Source organism: Pseudomonas sp. H1_D05 (assembly GCF_054682705.1).
This window is the reverse complement of sequence record NZ_CP162825.1, coordinates 1,668,717-1,686,048: the sequence shown is the minus strand read 5'-3', so window position 1 is coordinate 1,686,048 and position 17,332 is coordinate 1,668,717. Positions and strand designations below refer to the sequence as shown.

Sequence of the window (17,332 nt, the reverse complement as noted above, 5' to 3'; positions counted from 1 at the left end):
CGGTTCTTCTCGGCAGCTTGATATTGGCTGCCGCGTCCATGGCATTCGCTGCCGATCCAACCTTCAAGGATTACACCGTCACGCCAGTTTTCACCGGCCCCAACCATAAGCTGGTGCCGCAAGAAAACAGCAGCCCAATGATGGATCAGGCAAGGGTGCAAGCCCTGAAAGGCAAGGTCAACTTCGCCGGCCATTACATCCTGCACAGGCTCGGTTGTGGCGGCAGCGCCATTTGCGGCGAAGTGCTGGACGCTCAAACTGGGGAAGTCGTTGGCGGGCTGCCCAATGCTTATGACGGCAGTACGTTCGGCATGGTTTACCATCCCGAGAGCCGCATGATCATCGTGTCCGGCATCACGCTCGACGGCGAAGAAGATGCGCAGGGGAATGCTTTGGAGAGCGGCAACCGGGATCGTTACTACGAGTTTGTGAGCAACGAATTCCGGCTGCTGAGCATGACCGACGTGGAATCGTCGCCGATGGATGAGGAGTGAGTGGATGAGCCGTTTTCTCGCGGGCAGCCTTTCGCTGCTGCTCTCTCTGCCAGCTCTCGCCGCGCCTTCGGACACCTTTACCCAGCGCGATGTCATGCAGTGTGGCGGTGTTGAAGTGGTGTTGGTGTCGTCTTGCCGATCGGTGACGGTGGATGGTGCGGAAACCCACGTCATCCCGGTTTGCTCCGACCAAACCATCAACATCGGCGGCAAAGTGCTTCGTCGCGATATCAGCAAAATTTCACAGCTCACTTCCGACGGTGCGAAGACGAAGATGTTGAGCAATGTTGTTGTGGCAATGGATTGCGTGGAAGGCACCAAGGGCAGTCTGGTTTCGATAGGCGGCTATGGCGGTTGTGGTGCCTGCGCGGAGTGGCATGGGTATTACTCGACAGCAGGGCGATTGGAGCAATACAGCTTCGATAATAACCAGCGCTCGTTTGGCTCGAGGGGATCTCGGGACGAGCTGATCAAGGCCTATGGCGTTACGAAGAGACAGTTAATGTCAGAAAGCCCGGTGGTGAAGAGGATCGTCTATGGCCAGCCTTAAGTGGGTGTTGATGATCGGCAGTTTGTTCAGCGCTACCAATGTCTTTGCCGTTGACCCGCCAATAGTGGGAGCCGCCGGAAACACAGTGACGTTCCGGGCTAAAAAATGGACGTCACCCGTCGTGGAATCTACCACTGCCTGGTTCACCGCGAATGGAAAAACGTTCCCGTTGTTCCATGCCGGCATTGCTGCCCAGGCTTATCCTGAGTGGCTCAGCCCTGACCAAAATTTTCTACTGGCGACTGCGGTGGAGTACGGCGTAGTCATAGGTGAGAACGGTGAGGAAATAGCGACATCACAAGGGCATTGCGATGTGATCTCGATGGAAACCGGTTGCGTGCTTGCTGAGAGTTACGAGCGGTTTTGTGAGGGAAAATGGGTAGGCAAGCAATGGGTTTCCGAAGAGGGCGGGGTGCTCAATCCTGTCTTGGAGACTAAGTCACCCAAGGACCTGCTGAAATATGCTTCGAGTATCGAGCCGGTACAGTCCCGAGCAGAGTCCATCGAATGGAGCCTGAGCTTTTTAAGCCCGGAATCCTACATGGCGTGTCATCCCCCGGCGCAAAGTGTTCAGACTTACAACGACCTCGGTTTCTACTTGGCCGAGGGCGGCAACGATGAGTTGGCGCTGAAGTTTTATCGAGGCGTTGAAGCTGTCGGCAAACGCACAGTGCTGATGCTGAACATGGCTGATTCGCTGTGGCGACTTGATCGGCAAGAAGAAGCGCAGCGTTATTACCGCGAATACCGCGACGCGATGAGTGCCGCCGGTAAAGCGCAGAAGATTCCGCAACGCGTCGTTGAGCGATCTGAAATTCAGGGACTGAAACAGTGAATATGTTCTTCCGCTTTATCGTGTTGAGCCTTGGGCTGCTAACCACTTCATGCGCACTCGCTGCCCCACAAGTCCTGAAGGAAATTCCGGCTAGCTTGCTGGGTGATGCATCACGGCAAAAGGTATTTGTTCTGACAGGGGATGCGGACGAGGCCTCCAACCGGTTGTTGATCGCGCCGGTGCAGGCACGTAATGAGGAAATTTTGCTTGATACGTCGAAGGCGCTGCCTCTGATCAAGAGTCAGTACTCGTCCGCTCTTCAGGGTGTCTTCAGCGTCCATGTAGTCAAAGGTCGCCCCGGCGTCATGACTGTCATTGATCCGCAGTCTGAGGAAGCTGTCGTCAAGCAGCCGTTCGTTGAGGCTGGGGATTACATCGCGCTGGTAACCAGCGAAGAAGATAACGCGGTTTACAACTTCAACCTGTTGTTCGCCTTCAATAGAGGTTCAAAGCAGTTTGAGCTGAAAGCTCTGCTGGAAGTGGCGAATAACGACTCCTGTGACCGGTCGCTTGTCAGCGTTGTGGAGTTGCCGGTGCAGACATTGGGCCCGATCACCCTCGCCTCTTTCGATGGGCGTGAAGCGCTGCAGAAGCTGCGGGTTGCTCGTACTGGCAGTATTGAGGGCGTTAGAAAGAAATTGATGACCGTCAATTCGGCTGATTTGATGGATATGGCGCTGGCAGCCTACCGAAAGGGTGATGACTCTTCCTTCAAGGATACGATGAGCTACGCGTTGATGGGCGGTGGCTCGCATGACACTTGTCCCCCGGATAGCTATATCGTCGCAAAGTACTACTACCCGCAGCGTCCCGGCTGGTCCAACGACCTCGGTTTTCTGCTCGGCGAGGCGGGTTACTACGCTGAGTCGATTGAGTTGCTCAACGCAGTGATTGCTAACCACCCAAACAGGACGGTTGCTTACCTGAATCTCGCTGACAGTTATTGGGCCGTGAAGGATAAAGAGCGGGCGGTGGCGGCGTACAAGCAATACGCATCGCGAATGTCTGAAGCGGGAAAAGCTTCGAAAATCCCGGCGAGGGTGGGTGAGCGCAGCGCTGTGGCGCCCGAGGCGTGACAAGAGCTCGTTGAGTTGCTGTAACTGTGTGTTCTGTACCGATGAACCGCTAAAGGAATGTTCGGTTTGAAATTTTCGTCTGCATTGTTTTCCGCGTTGCTCGTTTTCGTTCCTCTGGCGGCTCATAGCGAGGTCACGACCGAGGTTTTTTGCTTCCGCTCCTACGAAGGCAAACCCATAAATTTTGAATTCAGAACCTATTACGACTCTGTCGCCAAATGGAGCGGTGCTGGCGTCAAATACAGCAAGTCAAAAAAGGCTATTGGGTTGGTTCATCGCAGTACTGAACAAGAAGAACTCGTGTATGGCCGGCCCTACCAGTACACGACAACTTGGGTTGAAGTAGTTGATGGCGCACTGACAGGTGAGTATCAGATGGTCACTCAGGGTGGCCGGGTTGATGCGATGTCGTATACGAATTACAAATCCGCAAAGAAGTATTCGTTTGAAAACGATTACAACGTGGATTCGAAACCTGAAACAGGTTGCCAGTGGTGAAGCAGGGAATATTCAGAAAGGGGACTTAACGTCCCCTTTTTTCATCCACAAACCTCGCTACGGCTTAGCCGCCACGCTTCGCACTTCAATCTGGTCGAGCGTCCCTTCCACCATCAATCTCACCCCATCCGCCATTCTGCTCAGGGCCAGCGCTACCGAGCGGCGGGAGCCGTGGAGGTCGTCGGCGAGGTCACAGGCGATGACGCTGATGGACAGGAGGTCTTCGGAGGCGTTGGCCATGAGGGCTTCGGCGTCGGTGCCGGGGGAGAGTTTGAAGAGGCCGTTCTCGCGTTTGGGGTGTGGATCGACGGCTGGTTTGAAATGGTGGTCGAGGGCGCGTTCGGCGGCTTCGTGGAATTTCTTCGAATTGGGGGATTCGTAGGGCGAGGTTGCTTCCGCGCTGAATGTTTCATCGGTCATCGGTGTAAATCCTGAGCAGTTAATTGATTTCCCCGAGTTCGGACTTGCACATCCGGCCACCGATTTTGCGGCGACACACAAAGCCTATCGATAGCCAGCCAACTCGCCTAGTTCATGGACAGCACCGCACTTTGCAGGAAATTTCCCATAGATTCGCGGGCCGGAAGATCAAAAGATCGCAGGCTTCGCCAGCTCCTACAGGGATGTGTTTCAACAGGTGTAGGACGTTGCCTGCGGAATCGTGACTTGGCGGTCATCGTGCGGGAATTGGACTGCATCATCCTCCAACAGAGTCAGATACTGGCGTTATCGTCCGAATCCCTTACACTGCCCCGGCCGTTCATTTTCCTTTTGAGGCTGTGCGCATGAAATTTCGTTTTCTTCTGTGGATGATGGGTTTGTTGATGGGTAAGGCCAGCCGGACAAATCCTGCGTTCCAGCAGCAGTTGGGTGACAAGGATCTGGTATTTCAGCTACAGACGCTGGACGGGAAAGTGGCGCGGCATTTCGTGGTCAAGGATCAGCGCATCACCAGCAAGTCTGGCGTGGTCGCAGAGCCGGCGTTTGCGATTGCGTTTAAAGATGCCGGTTATGGCTTTGCGACGATGCAGGCGAAGAACAAGCAGTTGGCGTTTATGCAGGGCATTCAGGACAAGTCGATCCAGCTTAAGGGCAACCCTGCGCTAGTGATGTGGTTTCAAGGGTTGATGAAGTATTTGAAACCAAGAAAGGCGAAGGCTAAAGCTTAGGAAGTCGCTGGCTAGAACAAACCCATGCACGCGCACTGAATAACGGTGCGCTTGTCTTGTAAGGCCATCATTGTGGCTCGCAAAGACTGCCGGACTGTCATTTCTATCAGGTGTTTCGTGCACAGTCGCGATGTTCTACTCAAGTTCCAGTTCCGGCATTAAGGGACTTGACTGACTTGATGGAGCAAGCTCATGACGCAGACACACAGTATTTCGATCCCTAGGTCTCTCGATCCGACATTTGCTCAGGATGGTGTGTTGACCTTACCGATACCTGGTATCGCGGGCGACGAAGCGGCGGCGGTCCTGGCGCTCCCCGATGCAAAATTACTCGTTGCGATACCTTTAACGGGAGCGAATGCCCCGGTTGCCATTGCGAGGCTGAATGACGACGGTTCGCTGGACGAAACCTTTGGTCCCGCGCGCAGAGGTTTTGTTGAAATAGCGTTGGAAGGTGCTCGGATCAGCTATGTATCCGGTCTCGATGCGCTTGAGGATGATGGTTGGCTGATACACCTTCAATATTCCTCGACTACCTCCAATGACGTTGGCCTTGCACTAGTCCGCCTGAAAAATACCGGTGAACTGAACGAATCGTTCGGCACCAACGGCATGCGGTTTATCTCCCATTACGGCAATCCCCATCCCGCTAGCGTGCCGCGTGAGGCAAGTCACCCGAACACCGGATCCTCACAGACTGCCCGCGTCCCATCACGATCAACGGCCCGGCAGGTGGATGGCAAAATCGTCCTGCTCCATTTAGTGTTTTTTGATGATGCACCACTGCCAGCGGGTGTTGTGATTCGTCTGTTAGCGGATGGCTCACTCGATCAATCATTCAACGGTTCAGGCTATGTGGTTGTGGATGTCGCCACATCGAATAACGTCTACGGTATCGCCATTCAAGCCGATGGCAAGGTGCTGGTCTGCGGTTCATACCAGGACGGGTCGGGAGGTCGTGGAGTTTTTCTGGCGCGTCTGGACGCAAGTGGCGCGCCGGACAGTCAATTCAACAACGGTGTGGCCGTGTTGATGCCCGATGATGAAGGCGAGAGTTTTCTGCAGTCGATTTCGGTACGTGAAGGCGATGGCAGGATTATCGTCGCGGGCCAAGCCCAGCGTGGTGGTCTCGACGGTGGGTTGATCGTTGCATTCACGACCAGCGGCGCGCCCAACCTTGTATTCAATGGGGGCAAGCCGCTGTTTTCGCCGTTACTAAAAGGGTTGGCATGGACGCACACCTCGCAGGTGGGTGGTTCGATCGTTGTTGTCGGTCAGGGTGAATCAGCCATGGTGACGGCGCGTTTTCTTGCTGATGGAAAACCGGATACGGCTTTCAACGGTACGGGGCATGCGCTGTTTGAAGACAGCGCAGGGGCTGCCTTTGCGCGAGGTGTCTCCGTTATGACGGACGGCCGGATCGTGGTGTGCATCGAACTCTCCGTCCATTCTGATCTTCCCAACGTCCCTGGGCGTTTCGTGCGCTATGTGGCGGGCACGCCATCCTTGAATAACGATCCGACCTTCGGCGACGGTGGCATCCTCAGATTTCCATTCCCCGGATTCTCGGGATATGACGTCAGGGCGCTGCTGGCGCTGCCGCAAAACAAATTGCTGGTTGCCGTTCGCCTTTCAACGCCCGGTGCACCTACGCAGGTCGTTCGTCTGCTTGAAGACGGTGCTCTCGACTCAGCTTTCGGTGGAGAAGGCTCCGGCTACGTCGAGATCAGGCTGAAAGAAAATTTTTACATGAGCCGGATCCTCGGGTTTACACCGCTGAGCGATGGCGGCTGGCTGGTTCGTGCTCAGTACGCGGAAGAGGGCGCGAATAACTCGACGGGCCTGGTGCTGGTCAGACAGCGCGAGGACGGGCAACTGCAGACGTCTTTCGGGGAACAAGGTGCGCTCTATCTTCCCTACGCGAAGATGGGCGGCGGATATACCGGGGTGGTGCAAGCGTCTGCCAGCGGTGCCGCAGGGAATGGCGCAGCAGGGATGGTCGCTCAACAACTGGACGAAAAAATCGTCGTGGTCAGTAACGTTGAGGATGCTTCCCGCCGGACAAAAGGTATCGTTCTGAGGTTCGAGCCGAATGGCTCACCCGATACGACCTTCAACGGCACGGGCTTTGCGTTCGTAGAGCTTGCAGATATTTCGCCTTTGGACATCGTTGCGCAGGCGGCCGCGACCCAGGCTGACGGCGCCGTGGTGATCTGCGGCAATTACTTTGCGGTGAGTGGGCATGGCGCCTTCGTTACTCGTTTCGACGCTACGGGTAAGGTTGACACACGCTTTGGAGTCAACGGAGCGGTGAACGTGCCCCTCGATCAATGGATCAGCCTGGACGTTGCGGCAATCGTCGACGACAAGATTGTTGTGGCCGGCGGTGCGGCGGTGGAGGGCGTCTCTCAGGGCTTGATTGCGGTGCTCAATCTCAGCGGCTCCTACAATCGGGTGTTCAATGATGGTCAACCACTGATTTCGTCACCTGTGTCCCAAGGCGTCAGATGGTTGCATTGCGTGCCGCGTACGGACGGTTCAGTCATCGTTTGCGGTAACAGTGGCACTGGCGCGCTTGACGAGAATCTCAGCGCGGTCACCGCACGCTTTCTGGCGGATGGTTCTCCAGACTCCTCTTTCTTTGGTTCGGGATTTACCGTTTTCAATGAAAGCGCGGGTTTCGAATACCCCCACGGCATGGCGGTAATGGACGATGGGCGCATCGTGGTGGGCGGAGTGTATTTCACCGACTCTGGATACGATAAAGGCTGGGTGATCCGTTACCTGGACAAGTCGGCTTAAGCCGTGGAGGTCGTCGGCCCAGGTCGCAGGCGATGACGCTGATGGACAGGAGATCTTCCGAGGCGTTGACCATGAGGGCTTCGGCGTCGGTGCCGGGGGAGAGTTTGAAGAGGCCGTTCTCACGTTTGGGATGTGGATCGAGGGCTGGTTTGAAATGGTGGTCGAGGGCGCGTTTGGCGGCTTCGTGGAATTCCTTTGATTCCAAACCGGCGCTGGTGTTGTGGTTTCAGGAATTGATGAAGTATTTGAAGCCGAGGAAGGCCAAGCCAAAACCGTGATGTCTGGTTGGCATGTCCAGGCTGTTTTTCAAAGCCAGGGCGGGTAATTGAGTGACTCGTAAACCCTCTTCAAAACTCTTAAATACTCGAACACACCTGTCAGGTCTGACAGGTGTGTTCGAGTACTTGTTGGTGTTTCACTGTGAGCAGTGTCCATTGGTGGGCGCATGGAAATCACAGGGAGTTCGATGATGAAGAGGATTGAAGCGCTATCTGCCGAAGGAAAGCTTGACCTGAATTTTGGTGACCAGGGCGTGGTGAGCTTTCCACGTCCCGAAATTTCAGCGATGACACCTGATGCGATCCTGGAACTAACTGACAACAAGCTGTTGGTTGCCATGGTGGAACTTGGTGTGGATGCCAACCTTGTTTTAATGCGCCTGAATGAGGACGGAGCACTCGACAAGAGTTTTGGCGAGCGCAAACTGGGCTTCGTTGAAATCCAGTTCGACGATGGATTTCAAGTGACGGTTTCCGGCCTGACTGCGCTGGTGGACGGTGGGTGGTTAGTGTTTGGCCTGTACATGGTTTTCGTAGGCGACGACATTTCCGAGACTGGGTTGTTTGTTGTGCGTCAGTCTGCAGACGGCAGGCTTGATGAGTCTTTTGCTGAGCGCGGCGTTCTTTTAATCAATCGACGGGATATTGGTTACCCTGACGATAAGAGCATGGCACTTGGCTGCGCTTCTCAATTGGATGGCAGTAACCTTAGAAGCGCTAGCCTTGGTGTCAATGCCGTTGCTGCCGAGCAAGCCGACGGCAAGATTTTTTTGCTAACCAGTGTCTCGGTGGGTTGGCTGCAGGCACGAAGTCTTGTCTTGAGTTTCAATGCGGATGGTTCGAAAAATAGCTCTTTCAATGGTGGGTCTGCGAGGGTGGAGCTACCGGGCGTTACTCATGCGTCTAATTCAGGTGGGGCGATTGCACTTCAAGCGGACGGGAAAGTGCTAGTCGGAGGGTATTACTCTGACGATAGTCTTAAAGTTCTTGGAGCCTATGTGGCGCGCCTTGGCCCAGATGGTCAGGTGGATGCCGGGTTCAACGGTGGCATCGCTGTGACCATTCCTCATACTGGTTATATCCAGGTGCACGGCCTGAAGATCCGGTCGGAAGACGGCGCAATCGTTGGGATAGGGGAGGCTCATCGCGGTGTGCGTAGCGGGTTGATCTTCAAGTTGAACGCTAGTGGTTCATTCAATCGCATATTCAATGGTGGCAACCCACTGTTTTCTCTCTTGGTGCCGCAGGGTCTCGGGTGGGGAGGCTGCACTTCTCAAGAAGATAGTTCGATTGTTGTGTTCGGCAATACTGGCATTGGCCTTCTGACGGAGGAACTCAGAACGATAACGGCGCGCTACCTCGCAACAGGTGAACTGGATACCAAATATGGTAATGGCAAAGGCTATGTCATATTCGAGGATGAGTATTGGTGCAACAGTGCCTATGACATGGTGCTGATGCGGGATAAACGTATTGTAATGTGCGGTAGTTCATATAAAGAGGCTGAGCCTTTTCCTGTCGCTACGAAGGGCTGGGTTGCACGTTACGTGTGAGGCGGGTCTTGGCTGAAATGCATTTATCGCAAGCAAGCTCACTCCCCACAGGGATTTGTGTAAATCCTGGGGGAGCGGGCCTGTTTGCGTTTAGGCCTGGCTGAACTGCGAGGCCAGTTCGCGCAGCAGCACTTCAGCCTCAAGCACTTTGCTGACGACGTCGTTGGCTTTGTCGCGGGTCAGACCAACGCGTTCGAGCAGGGCATCCGGAATGTCTTCATCCGGGCCGGAGCCAATCCCGCGGCTGCGCAGCAAGCGCACGGCCAGGCAGACGAGGTTCGGGTATTCGGCGTAGGCGCCGTCGTAGCTTGGGTCGTGCTGGAAGCGCAGGGCGGTGGCCAGCTCATCCGGCATGTCCCAGTAGCGCATCAGCCACGAGCCGATCTGTTCACGGCTGATACCGAGCAGATGTTGCTCGATGTAGCTGTGGCACAGGTGCGGGTTGACCTCCAGGTGGCGGCAGATCAGCGAGAAGTGCGGCGGAAAGACGTGGGCCAGCAGCAGGTAACCGAAGTTATGCAGCAGACCGGCCAGATACGTCAGGCCGGCTTCCGGGCGCTGGGCGCGCGGCATGGCACGGGTCAGACCTTCGATGACGGCGGCGGTGTAGATCGACTGCTGCCAGTACGGCGTGGTGTGTTGCGGATGGTCTTTGGGCAGGCTCAGGGTCTTGCCGAGGGCCGGGCCCAGCGCGAGGTTGATCACCAGATCGAAGCCGAGTACGCGAACGATCGCGTCTTCCACCGAACGGATCTTGCCCGGCGAGGCGTAGTACGGCGATGCCGCCCAGCTCACCACTTGCGCGGCCAGCGCCGGGTCGGTTTCAACGACGCCAGTGATGTCGTCGATGGTGGCGTTGGGGTCGACGCGCAGTTTGATGATTTTTTGCGCGGTTTCGGCCAGCGGCGGAATCTCGATGGTCGCTTCCAGACGCTGCTGAATGCGCCGCGCGGTGAACGCTTGCACGGCCTGGGTGATTTCCTCGCGGTCATCGTCCGGGCGGTCGAGGTTCGGGCGGATGCTGCTCAGGGCTTCGCCGAAGTTGGCGGCGCTGGCCTTGGTCAGCATGGTCTTGAAGTCTTCGCTGGCGATTTCCAGCAGCAGGCCCGGCTCGCCGGAGTTGATCAGCAACTTCGGTTCGCGCAGCAGGCTTTCTTCGTAGAGGCACGGCGAGCTGGTCAGCGCTGGCAGGCCCGGCAGCAGGCTCAGGCTGTGTTTGCCGAGCATCTTTTCCAGGCGCTCGGTGGACACGGCAGTCAGACGCCGGCCAGTGAGTTCGGCGAGGCGGTTGAGGTCGAGCAATTGGCTCTGCGGAAACAGCACCATCAGCGCGCCGACGGCGTCGTCCAGCAACACGGCTTGTACCTTGCGCGATGCATTGAGGCCGTGGTGGTCGAGCACTTCTTCGTAGGCGATGCCCAGCTTGCCTAGCAGCAGCCGAATAACAGACGGCGCGTGCGGGGATTCGGGGGCGAGAGCGGCTTCGGTCATGGTCTGTATCCGTTTTTGAAACAATGGCAGGAGTATAACCAGCTTGGTCGGAACGATCTGTCAGAAACTGCGACGGTGCTCACACTTGGCCGTATTGCTGCCCGTGACGCAACCAGCGATCGAGTAATGGGCTGACGTGGGTTGGCCAGCGTTCCAGCAGGGCTTGCGCGGCGTCGCGGACGGCGGGCAGCAGGTCGGCGTCGCGCATCAGGTCGGCAACTTTGAATTGCAGCAGACCGGTCTGGCGGGTGCCGAGCATTTCCCCGGGGCCGCGCAGTTCGAGGTCTTTTTCGGCGATGACGAAGCCGTCGTTGGTCTCGCGCATGATGCCCAGGCGCTGGCGACCGATCTGCGACAGCGGCGGATGGTAGAGCAGCACGCAATGGCTGGCGGCGCTGCCTCGGCCAACACGTCCGCGCAATTGATGCAGTTGCGCGAGACCGAGGCGCTCGGGGTTTTCGATGATCATCAGGCTGGCGTTGGGCACGTCGACGCCGACTTCGATCACCGTGGTGGCGACCAGCAGTTGCAGGTTGCCGGCCTTGAACTCGGCCATGACGGCGGCCTTCTCGACGGGTTTCATGCGCCCGTGAATCAGCCCGACTTTCAGTTCGCCGAGGGCAAGAGTGAGGTCTTCAAACGTGGTTTCGGCGGCCTGACAGGTCAGCTCTTCGGATTCTTCAATCAGCGTGCACACCCAATAGGCCTGACGGCCCTCGGCGCAGGCACCGCGCACGCGTTCGATGACTTCGACGCGACGGGTGTCGGTGACCAGCACGGTGTTGACCGGGGTGCGCCCGGGCGGCAGTTCGTCGAGGATCGAGGTGTCGAGGTCGGCGTAGGCGCTCATCGCCAGCGTCCGCGGAATCGGCGTGGCAGTCATGATCAGTTGATGCGGACACATGCGCCCGCCGACGCCTTTCTGCCGCAGCGCCAGACGCTGCTGCACGCCGAAGCGGTGTTGTTCGTCGATGATCACCAGCGCGAGGTTCTTGAACTGCACTTCGTCCTGGAACAGCGCGTGGGTACCGACCACCATCGGCGTGCCGCTGGCGATCTGCTCCAGCGCGGCGACGCGGTTCTTGCCCTTGAGCTTGCCGGCCAGCCACGCGACTTCAATGCCCAGCGGTTCGAGCCAGCGCTTGAAGGTGATGAAGTGCTGTTCGGCGAGGATCTCGGTCGGCGCCATCAGCGCAACCTGATAACCGGCCTCCAGCGCTTGCAGTGCGGCGAGGGCGGCGACCACGGTTTTACCCGCGCCGACGTCGCCCTGAATCAACCGCAGCATCGGTTCGTGCTGGCTGAGGTCGTAGGCGATTTCGTTGCCGACGCGCTGTTGCGCGCCGGTCGGGTTGAAGCCGAGGTTGGCCAGGTATTTCGGCGGCAGCTTTTTGGCTTTCGGCATCGCGGGCGCGCGCAGGGAACGCATGCTTTCGCGCAGACGCTGTTGCGACAGTTGGTGCGTCAGCAGTTCTTCGAAAGCGAGGCGATGTTGCGCCCAGTGATGACCGAGGGCGAGTTCGTCGACGTCGGCGTCGGCGGGCGGGTTGTGCAGGTAGCGGATCGCATCGGCCAGCGGCGCCAGTTGATAGTCGCGCGCCAGTTCGGTTGGCAGCCAGTCGGGCAGGGTATCTGGCTTGAGCAGGGTCAGCGTTTGCATGCACAACTGACGAAGGCGCGCTTGGGTCAGACCTTCGGTGAGCGGATAGACCGGGGTCAGGGTTTCATCCACGGGCGGCGGTTCGTCACCGGTGATGGCGCGATACTCCGGGTGGTAGATTTCCAGGCCGGACGCACCGGGCCGGGCTTCGCCGTAGCAGCGAACCCGCGTGCCGCGCTTGAGGCCTTCTTTCTGTGCGTTGCTGAAATGGTAGAAGCGCAGGCTGAGTCCGCCAGTGCCGTCCTGCAGGCGTACGACCAGGCTGCGGCGTCGGCCCATGACCACGTCGGCGCCGCTGACGGTGCCTTCGACCACGGCGTCCTGCCCCGGCCGCAGCGCGCCGATCGGCACCACGCGGGTGCGATCCTGATAACGCAGCGGCAGGTGAAACAGCACGTCCTGCAGATTCTCCAGACCGACCTTGGCCAATTTCTCGGCCATGGCTTCGCCGACACCCTTGAGTGCCGTCACCGACACTTGCGACAGCTCCGTCATGACGCTCGCTTAACCGGCTGTAACCGGTGCCGCTGGCTTGGCCACCGAACACAGGCGAATGGAGTCGGCGAGGATCTCGATGGCTTTTGGCCGTGGGAAGCTCGCGCGCCGGGCAATGGCCACGGTGCGGAACGGCACCGGCGGCGACAGTGGGCGCACTTCGATCACGCCGGGGGCGTAGTGATGGCTGTCGACCGCCGACAGCGGCAGGATCGAGATGCCCAGACCGGACGCGACCATGTGGCGGATGGTTTCCAGCGAGCTGGATTCAACCGTGGTGTGCTTGGCGCCATCGTTGCCCTTGGTCAGGGTCGGGCAGGCTTCCAGCACTTGGTCGCGGAAGCAGTGGCCTTCGCCGAGCAGCAGCAGGCTTTTGTCGTTGAGCAGGCCGGCGTCGATGGTTTCTTTTTGCGTCCACGGGTGCTGCGCCGGCATCAGGACGTAGAACGGCTCGTCGTAGAGCGGCAGGGTCAGCACGTCGGCTTCGTTGAACGGCAGGGCGATGATGATCGCGTCGAGCTCGCCGTTGCGCAGTTTGTCGCGCAGCACGTGGGTGAAGTTTTCTTCGATGTACAACGGCATCTGCGGGGCGACCCGGTGCAGTTGCGGAATCAGGTGCGGGAACAGGTACGGGCCGACGGTGTAGATCGCGCCGACTTTCAGCGGTGCGGTCAGCTGGTTCTTGCCGGCCTGGGCCAGTTCGCGGATGCCTTGCGCTTGCTCGAGGACTTTCTGCGCCTGGGCGACGATGCCTTCGCCGACCGGGGTCAGGCGCACGGCGCTTTTGCTGCGCTCGAAAATCAGCACACCGAGTTCGTCTTCAAGCTTTTTCACGCCCACCGACAGGGTCGGCTGGCTGACGTGGCAACGTTCGGCGGCGTGGCCGAAATGCTGCTCTTGGGCGAGGGTAACGATGTAGCGTAATTCTGTGAGGGTCATAGCAAGCGTCCATGAAGATGCGGGCCAAGCATACCGGCTGCAATCGATAGACGCACGTTATCAGACTGAGTGTGGAATGCGACACCGGGCAATGTCGGTTTGCCGTTGCAAGATATGCAAAAGGCACCTTCGGTGCCTTTCTCTCGATTTAACGGTCGACTCATAACCCATGTGGGAGCGAGCCTGCTCGCGAAAGCGGTGGGTCAGACAAGCATGTGCTGACTGACACGACCTCTTCGCGAGCAGGCTCGCTCCCACAGGGTATTGCGGTGTGGCTTAGCGGCGGCGTTCGAGGGAGTAAACAAACGGCGCAACAATTTCGATCGAACCGTTGGTCAACATGTCGGCCGGTGGCTTGGGCAGCGGTTGTGCGCGGCGGATCATTTCCAGGGTGGCCCGGTCCAGATCGGCGTTGCCTGAGCGGCCCACCAGTTCAAACGACAACACGTTGCCTTCGGCATCGACTACAAAACGCAGACGGTTCAAGCCTTCCTTGCCCCGCGCCTGTGCACTTTGCGGGTACTTCTTGTACTTGGCCAAATGCGCAAGCAGAGTGCCTTGCCAACTGGCCTTGGCTGCCAACTGTGCCGGCGACGGGCCGGGCGCCGGTGCAGCGGATTTCTCCGTCGGTGCCGGGGTCGGTGGTGTATCGGCCGGTTTCTCCTCGGAAGGTTTTTCCTTCGGTGGATCAGGCAGCTTCTTCTCGACCGGCTTCGGCGGTTTAGGCTTTGGCTTCGGCTTGGGCTTCTGCACCGCGATTTCAGCTTTCGGTGCTTCGGCCAACTTCGGAATCGGCAACTCTTCAACCGGAGCCGGTGGCTGCGGCGGTGTGACGACTTTCGGCGGAGCAGGCGGTGGCGGGGCTGGAACCGGGGCCAGCTCGACCATCATTGCCTGTGGGGGCAATTCGATGGGCGGGCGGGCGGTCCAGTTCAGTGCCAGCGCGATGGCCAGCGCATGCACGCCCAGCACCACGGCCAGGCTACCGCTGTAACGCGTCAGCTTATGGCGCGTCGTGATCATTTCTTGGCTGCCGTCTCAAGTCCGACCAGGCCGACCTTCAGGTAACCGGCGGAGCGTAGCTTGTCCATCACGCTCATCAGGTCGCCGTAATCCACGCCTTTATCAGCCTGGAAGAAGATAGTGGTGTCTTTCTTGCCCTGAGTCTTGGCGTCGAGCACGGCGCCAAGGGTTTCGGCTTTCACTTCGTCGTCGCCGATGTACAGGCGCTGGTCAGCTTTGACGCTGAGGAACACCGGCTTCTCTGGCCTTGGCGCCGGTTTGGCGGTCGAGGCCGGCAGGTCGACTTTGATGTCCACGGTGGCCAACGGAGCGGCCACCATGAAGATGATCAACAGCACCAGCATCACGTCGATGAACGGCGTGACGTTGATTTCGTGGTTCTCGGCCAGATCGTCGTCTGCGCCTTCTTTCAAATGCAGGCCCATGGCCGATTACCCCACTTTCACCATGTGCGGTTGCGAGCTGCGCTCAGGCTGGTGATCGAGGTCGCGGCTGACCAGCAGCAGAACTTCTGCCGACGCGTCGGAAACCTGCGCCTTGTAACCGGCGATGGAACGGGCGAAGACGTTGTAGATCACTACCGCAGGAATCGCCGCAACCAGACCCAATGCAGTGGCCAGCAGCGCTTCAGCAATACCGGGCGCTACGACAGCAAGGTTGGTGGTCTGGGTTTTGGCGATGCCGATGAAGGAGTTCATGATCCCCCACACGGTACCGAACAGGCCGACGAACGGCGCGGTGGAACCGATGGTGGCGAGGACGCCGGTGCCGCTGCTCATGTTGCGACCGCAGGCCGCTACCAGACGCTCGAGGCGGAAGCTCACGCGTTCCTTGATGCCTTCTTTCTCGCGGCTGTTGACCGACAAGCGCATCTCTTCGAGGGCGTCGTGCACCAACAGGTTGGCGAGGGTGCCTTCCTTGCCGGCGGTGGCGCTGGCTTCTTTAAGGGTGGTGGCTTTTTTCAGAGCGGCGATTTCGCCACGCAGACGACGTTTGGCGCCCATCAGCTCGAAGCCTTTGGCGATCCAGATGGTCCAGGTGATGATCGAAGCGATGGCCAGACCGATCATCACGATTTTCACGATGATGTCGGCGTTCTGGTACATGCCCCACGGCGACAGGTCGTGGGCCATGCCCAGGCTGTTGTCCGCTTCGAGAACTTCAGGTACGTCGGCAGCGTCTACCGCTTGCACTGGATCAGTGGCAGCGGGAGCAGCGGCAGGCGCGTTGGCGGCCGGTGCGTGCTGTTCGGTCGCGGCCGGGGCTGCTGGCGCTTGTGCGTCGGCGAACGCGGCGGTCGGTGCCAGCATCATGCTGAGCAGCAGAGCCGCCAGCGCGCTCCAGGCGCGAGGTCGATTGGTTGGCGAAGCGGGGATTTGATTGCGTGTCATGCTGGCCGGACCTGAGATAGAAAAACGTTGATGCTCTTCCAGGCCTCGTGAGGCCGAGAACAAAAGTGAGGTGCATTATTGCAAGTAATTCTTGTTAACAAAAGTAATAGAGTATCTTTTTTTCCTTCATTGCTAGCCGCCCGTCCTTTGCCAGCGCTAGTCTGTGTCTTTCCGATAGGAGTTTTTTGATGTCCGCGCCTTCTGTTTTGATTGCCGGTTGTGGTGATGTCGGCAGTCGTCTGGCCAGGCAATTGCTGGCGGCTGGTTGGGAAGTTCACGGCCTGCGCCGGGATGTTTCGAAGCTGCCTGCTGGGGTGATCGGCGTTGCCGGCGACCTGTTCAACGAAGACTGCCCGGCGACCTGGCCGGTGGGTGCCGTGGACTATCTGGTGTATTGCGCTGCAGCGACTGATCACGATGAGGCCGGTTATCGCGCGGCTTATGTGCAGGGTTTGCAGAATGTCCTGAGCTGGCTGGACGATTACGGGCAAGTTCCTGAGCGGCTGCTGTTCGTATCCAGCAGCAGTGTCTACGGTCAGCAGGATGGCGAGTGGGTTGACGAGGCATCCGCGACGGTCGCTGCGGGTTATTCCGGGCGACTGATGCTCGAAGCAGAGCAGGTGGCTCTAAACAGTGGAATCCCTGCGAGCATCCTGCGCCTGACCGGGATTTACGGCCCGGGTCGCGAATGGCTGCTGACTCAGGTGCGTCGCGGTTATCGCGTCGCGGTGGAGCCGCCGCTGTATGGCAACCGGATTCACGCTGACGACGCGGCGGGATTGCTGGCGTTTCTGCTGGAGAAGGATCGGCAGGGCGTGAAGCTGGAGGATTTCTACATCGGCGTGGACGATGCACCGGCACCGTTGGCCGAAGTGGTGGGCTGGTTGCGTGAATATCTGGGCGTTACCGAATGGGCGGAAGACGCCAGCGTTCGGCGCACGGGCAGCAAGCGATGCAGCAATGCCCGGGCGAAAGCGTTGGGCTGGACGCCAGCGTACCCAAGTTACCGCGAGGGCTATGCCGCGATCCTCGAAGGTAAGTGCTGACTTCCTGACACCCCAAAACAACTGTAGGAGTG

The 17,332-nt window shown here is 58.5% G+C and carries 16 protein-coding genes and 1 pseudogene; 9 read left to right on the top strand and 8 right to left on the bottom strand.

The genetic code is table 11. The features are described 5' to 3' along the window. Positions 1 to 38: 38 nt before the first annotated feature. The 5 genes from AB4O11_RS07770 (at position 39) to AB4O11_RS07750 (ending at position 3,453) form a co-directional block, all read left to right on the top strand. Positions 39 to 494 (top strand): hypothetical protein, encoded by a 456-nt coding sequence (locus AB4O11_RS07770; RefSeq protein WP_460131058.1) that lies wholly within the window; start codon positions 39 to 41, stop codon positions 492 to 494. A 4-nt stretch (positions 495 to 498) separates the two neighbouring features. Next, positions 499 to 1,044: a hypothetical protein gene (locus tag AB4O11_RS07765; RefSeq protein WP_460130412.1), complete on the top strand. Its 546-nt coding sequence runs from the start codon at positions 499 to 501 to the stop codon at positions 1,042 to 1,044. Then, positions 1,031 to 1,879, top strand: coding sequence for a tetratricopeptide repeat protein (locus AB4O11_RS07760; RefSeq protein ID WP_460130411.1), 849 nt, complete (start codon positions 1,031 to 1,033; stop codon positions 1,877 to 1,879). The genes AB4O11_RS07765 and AB4O11_RS07760 overlap by 14 nt, the downstream gene beginning before the upstream one ends. Positions 1,880 to 1,881: 2 nt before the next feature. Then, positions 1,882 to 2,955 carry a tetratricopeptide repeat protein gene (locus AB4O11_RS07755; RefSeq protein WP_460131055.1) on the top strand — a complete coding sequence of 358 codons (1,074 nt, stop codon included), beginning with the start codon at positions 1,882 to 1,884 and terminating at the stop codon, positions 2,953 to 2,955. Between the two features lie 66 nt (positions 2,956 to 3,021). Beyond that, entirely contained in the window at positions 3,022 to 3,453 is a 432-nt protein-coding gene (locus AB4O11_RS07750; RefSeq protein WP_095119799.1) for a hypothetical protein, read from the top strand. A 57-nt stretch (positions 3,454 to 3,510) separates the two neighbouring features. Here AB4O11_RS07750 and AB4O11_RS07745 read toward each other — a convergent pair whose 3' ends face one another. Next, positions 3,511 to 3,873: a DUF6124 family protein gene (locus tag AB4O11_RS07745; protein ID WP_093429654.1), complete on the bottom strand. Its 363-nt coding sequence runs from the start codon at positions 3,871 to 3,873 to the stop codon at positions 3,511 to 3,513. Between the two features lie 365 nt (positions 3,874 to 4,238). On the opposite strand from AB4O11_RS07745, the gene AB4O11_RS07740 reads away from it, so the two are divergent. Next, complete coding sequence (locus AB4O11_RS07740) at positions 4,239 to 4,622, top strand: hypothetical protein (protein ID WP_007920327.1); 384 nt, start codon at positions 4,239 to 4,241, stop codon at positions 4,620 to 4,622. A gap of 192 nt (positions 4,623 to 4,814) precedes the next feature. Further along, positions 4,815 to 7,424, top strand: coding sequence for a hypothetical protein (locus AB4O11_RS07735; RefSeq protein ID WP_460130410.1), 2,610 nt, complete (start codon positions 4,815 to 4,817; stop codon positions 7,422 to 7,424). Here AB4O11_RS07735 and AB4O11_RS07730 read toward each other — a convergent pair. After that, positions 7,410 to 7,629, bottom strand: a pseudogene (locus AB4O11_RS07730) (DUF6124 family protein); the annotation flags it as partial. The gene AB4O11_RS07735 and the pseudogene AB4O11_RS07730 sit on opposite strands and share 15 nt — an antisense overlap. A gap of 264 nt (positions 7,630 to 7,893) precedes the next feature. Here AB4O11_RS07730 and AB4O11_RS07725 point away from each other — a divergent pair. Continuing rightward, positions 7,894 to 9,255, top strand: coding sequence for an NHL repeat-containing protein (locus AB4O11_RS07725; RefSeq protein ID WP_460130409.1), 1,362 nt, complete (start codon positions 7,894 to 7,896; stop codon positions 9,253 to 9,255). A 90-nt stretch (positions 9,256 to 9,345) separates the two neighbouring features. On the opposite strand, the gene AB4O11_RS07720 is transcribed toward AB4O11_RS07725, so the two are convergent. From AB4O11_RS07720 to exbB, 6 genes are all read right to left on the bottom strand, one after another. After that, a complete protein-coding gene (locus AB4O11_RS07720) occupies positions 9,346 to 10,746 on the bottom strand; it encodes an aminoacyl-tRNA deacylase and HDOD domain-containing protein (protein ID WP_460130408.1) in 1,401 nt (466 codons plus the stop codon). 79 nt (positions 10,747 to 10,825) lie between these two features. Then, a complete protein-coding gene (gene recG / locus AB4O11_RS07715; RefSeq protein ID WP_316917317.1) occupies positions 10,826 to 12,901 on the bottom strand; it encodes an ATP-dependent DNA helicase RecG in 2,076 nt (691 codons plus the stop codon). A gap of 9 nt (positions 12,902 to 12,910) precedes the next feature. Further along, the gene (locus tag AB4O11_RS07710) at positions 12,911 to 13,840 is read right to left on the bottom strand and encodes a LysR substrate-binding domain-containing protein (protein ID WP_460130407.1); all 930 of its coding nucleotides are present in this window, start codon (positions 13,838 to 13,840) and stop codon (positions 12,911 to 12,913) included. 276 nt (positions 13,841 to 14,116) lie between these two features. Then, complete coding sequence (locus AB4O11_RS07705) at positions 14,117 to 14,863, bottom strand: energy transducer TonB family protein (protein ID WP_093429658.1); 747 nt, start codon at positions 14,861 to 14,863, stop codon at positions 14,117 to 14,119. Beyond that, a complete protein-coding gene (exbD, locus tag AB4O11_RS07700) occupies positions 14,860 to 15,288 on the bottom strand; it encodes a TonB system transport protein ExbD (RefSeq protein ID WP_007920333.1) in 429 nt (142 codons plus the stop codon). The genes AB4O11_RS07705 and exbD overlap by 4 nt, the downstream gene beginning before the upstream one ends. 6 nt (positions 15,289 to 15,294) lie before the next feature. Beyond that, entirely contained in the window at positions 15,295 to 16,254 is a 960-nt protein-coding gene (gene exbB, locus AB4O11_RS07695; protein WP_099757518.1) for a tonB-system energizer ExbB, read from the bottom strand. A gap of 188 nt (positions 16,255 to 16,442) precedes the next feature. On the opposite strand from exbB, the gene AB4O11_RS07690 reads away from it, so the two are divergent. Then, the gene (locus tag AB4O11_RS07690) at positions 16,443 to 17,300 is read left to right on the top strand and encodes an SDR family oxidoreductase (protein WP_320336150.1); all 858 of its coding nucleotides are present in this window, start codon (positions 16,443 to 16,445) and stop codon (positions 17,298 to 17,300) included. Positions 17,301 to 17,332: the final 32 nt, after the last annotated feature.

Excerpts from the sequence above, each read along its gene's own strand:
- AB4O11_RS07690 (WP_320336150.1), top strand. The coding sequence starts at position 16,443 with ATGTCCGCGCCTTCTGTTTTGATTGCCGGTTGTGGTGATGTCGGCAGT.
- AB4O11_RS07755 (WP_460131055.1), top strand. The coding sequence starts at position 1,882 with ATGTTCTTCCGCTTTATCGTGTTGAGCCTTGGGCTGCTAACCACTTCA.
- AB4O11_RS07710 (WP_460130407.1), bottom strand. The coding sequence starts at position 13,840 with ATGACCCTCACAGAATTACGCTACATCGTTACCCTCGCCCAAGAGCAG.
- AB4O11_RS07720 (WP_460130408.1), bottom strand. The coding sequence starts at position 10,746 with ATGACCGAAGCCGCTCTCGCCCCCGAATCCCCGCACGCGCCGTCTGTT.
- AB4O11_RS07740 (WP_007920327.1), top strand. The coding sequence starts at position 4,239 with ATGAAATTTCGTTTTCTTCTGTGGATGATGGGTTTGTTGATGGGTAAG.
- AB4O11_RS07725 (WP_460130409.1), top strand. The coding sequence starts at position 7,894 with ATGAAGAGGATTGAAGCGCTATCTGCCGAAGGAAAGCTTGACCTGAAT.
- AB4O11_RS07735 (WP_460130410.1), top strand. The coding sequence starts at position 4,815 with ATGACGCAGACACACAGTATTTCGATCCCTAGGTCTCTCGATCCGACA.
- AB4O11_RS07745 (WP_093429654.1), bottom strand. The coding sequence starts at position 3,873 with ATGACCGATGAAACATTCAGCGCGGAAGCAACCTCGCCCTACGAATCC.
- AB4O11_RS07765 (WP_460130412.1), top strand. The coding sequence starts at position 499 with ATGAGCCGTTTTCTCGCGGGCAGCCTTTCGCTGCTGCTCTCTCTGCCA.
- AB4O11_RS07760 (WP_460130411.1), top strand. The coding sequence starts at position 1,031 with ATGGCCAGCCTTAAGTGGGTGTTGATGATCGGCAGTTTGTTCAGCGCT.
- exbB (WP_099757518.1), bottom strand. The coding sequence starts at position 16,254 with ATGACACGCAATCAAATCCCCGCTTCGCCAACCAATCGACCTCGCGCC.
- AB4O11_RS07705 (WP_093429658.1), bottom strand. The coding sequence starts at position 14,863 with ATGATCACGACGCGCCATAAGCTGACGCGTTACAGCGGTAGCCTGGCC.
- exbD (WP_007920333.1), bottom strand. The coding sequence starts at position 15,288 with ATGGGCCTGCATTTGAAAGAAGGCGCAGACGACGATCTGGCCGAGAAC.
- AB4O11_RS07770 (WP_460131058.1), top strand. The coding sequence starts at position 39 with ATGGCATTCGCTGCCGATCCAACCTTCAAGGATTACACCGTCACGCCA.
- recG (WP_316917317.1), bottom strand. The coding sequence starts at position 12,901 with ATGACGGAGCTGTCGCAAGTGTCGGTGACGGCACTCAAGGGTGTCGGC.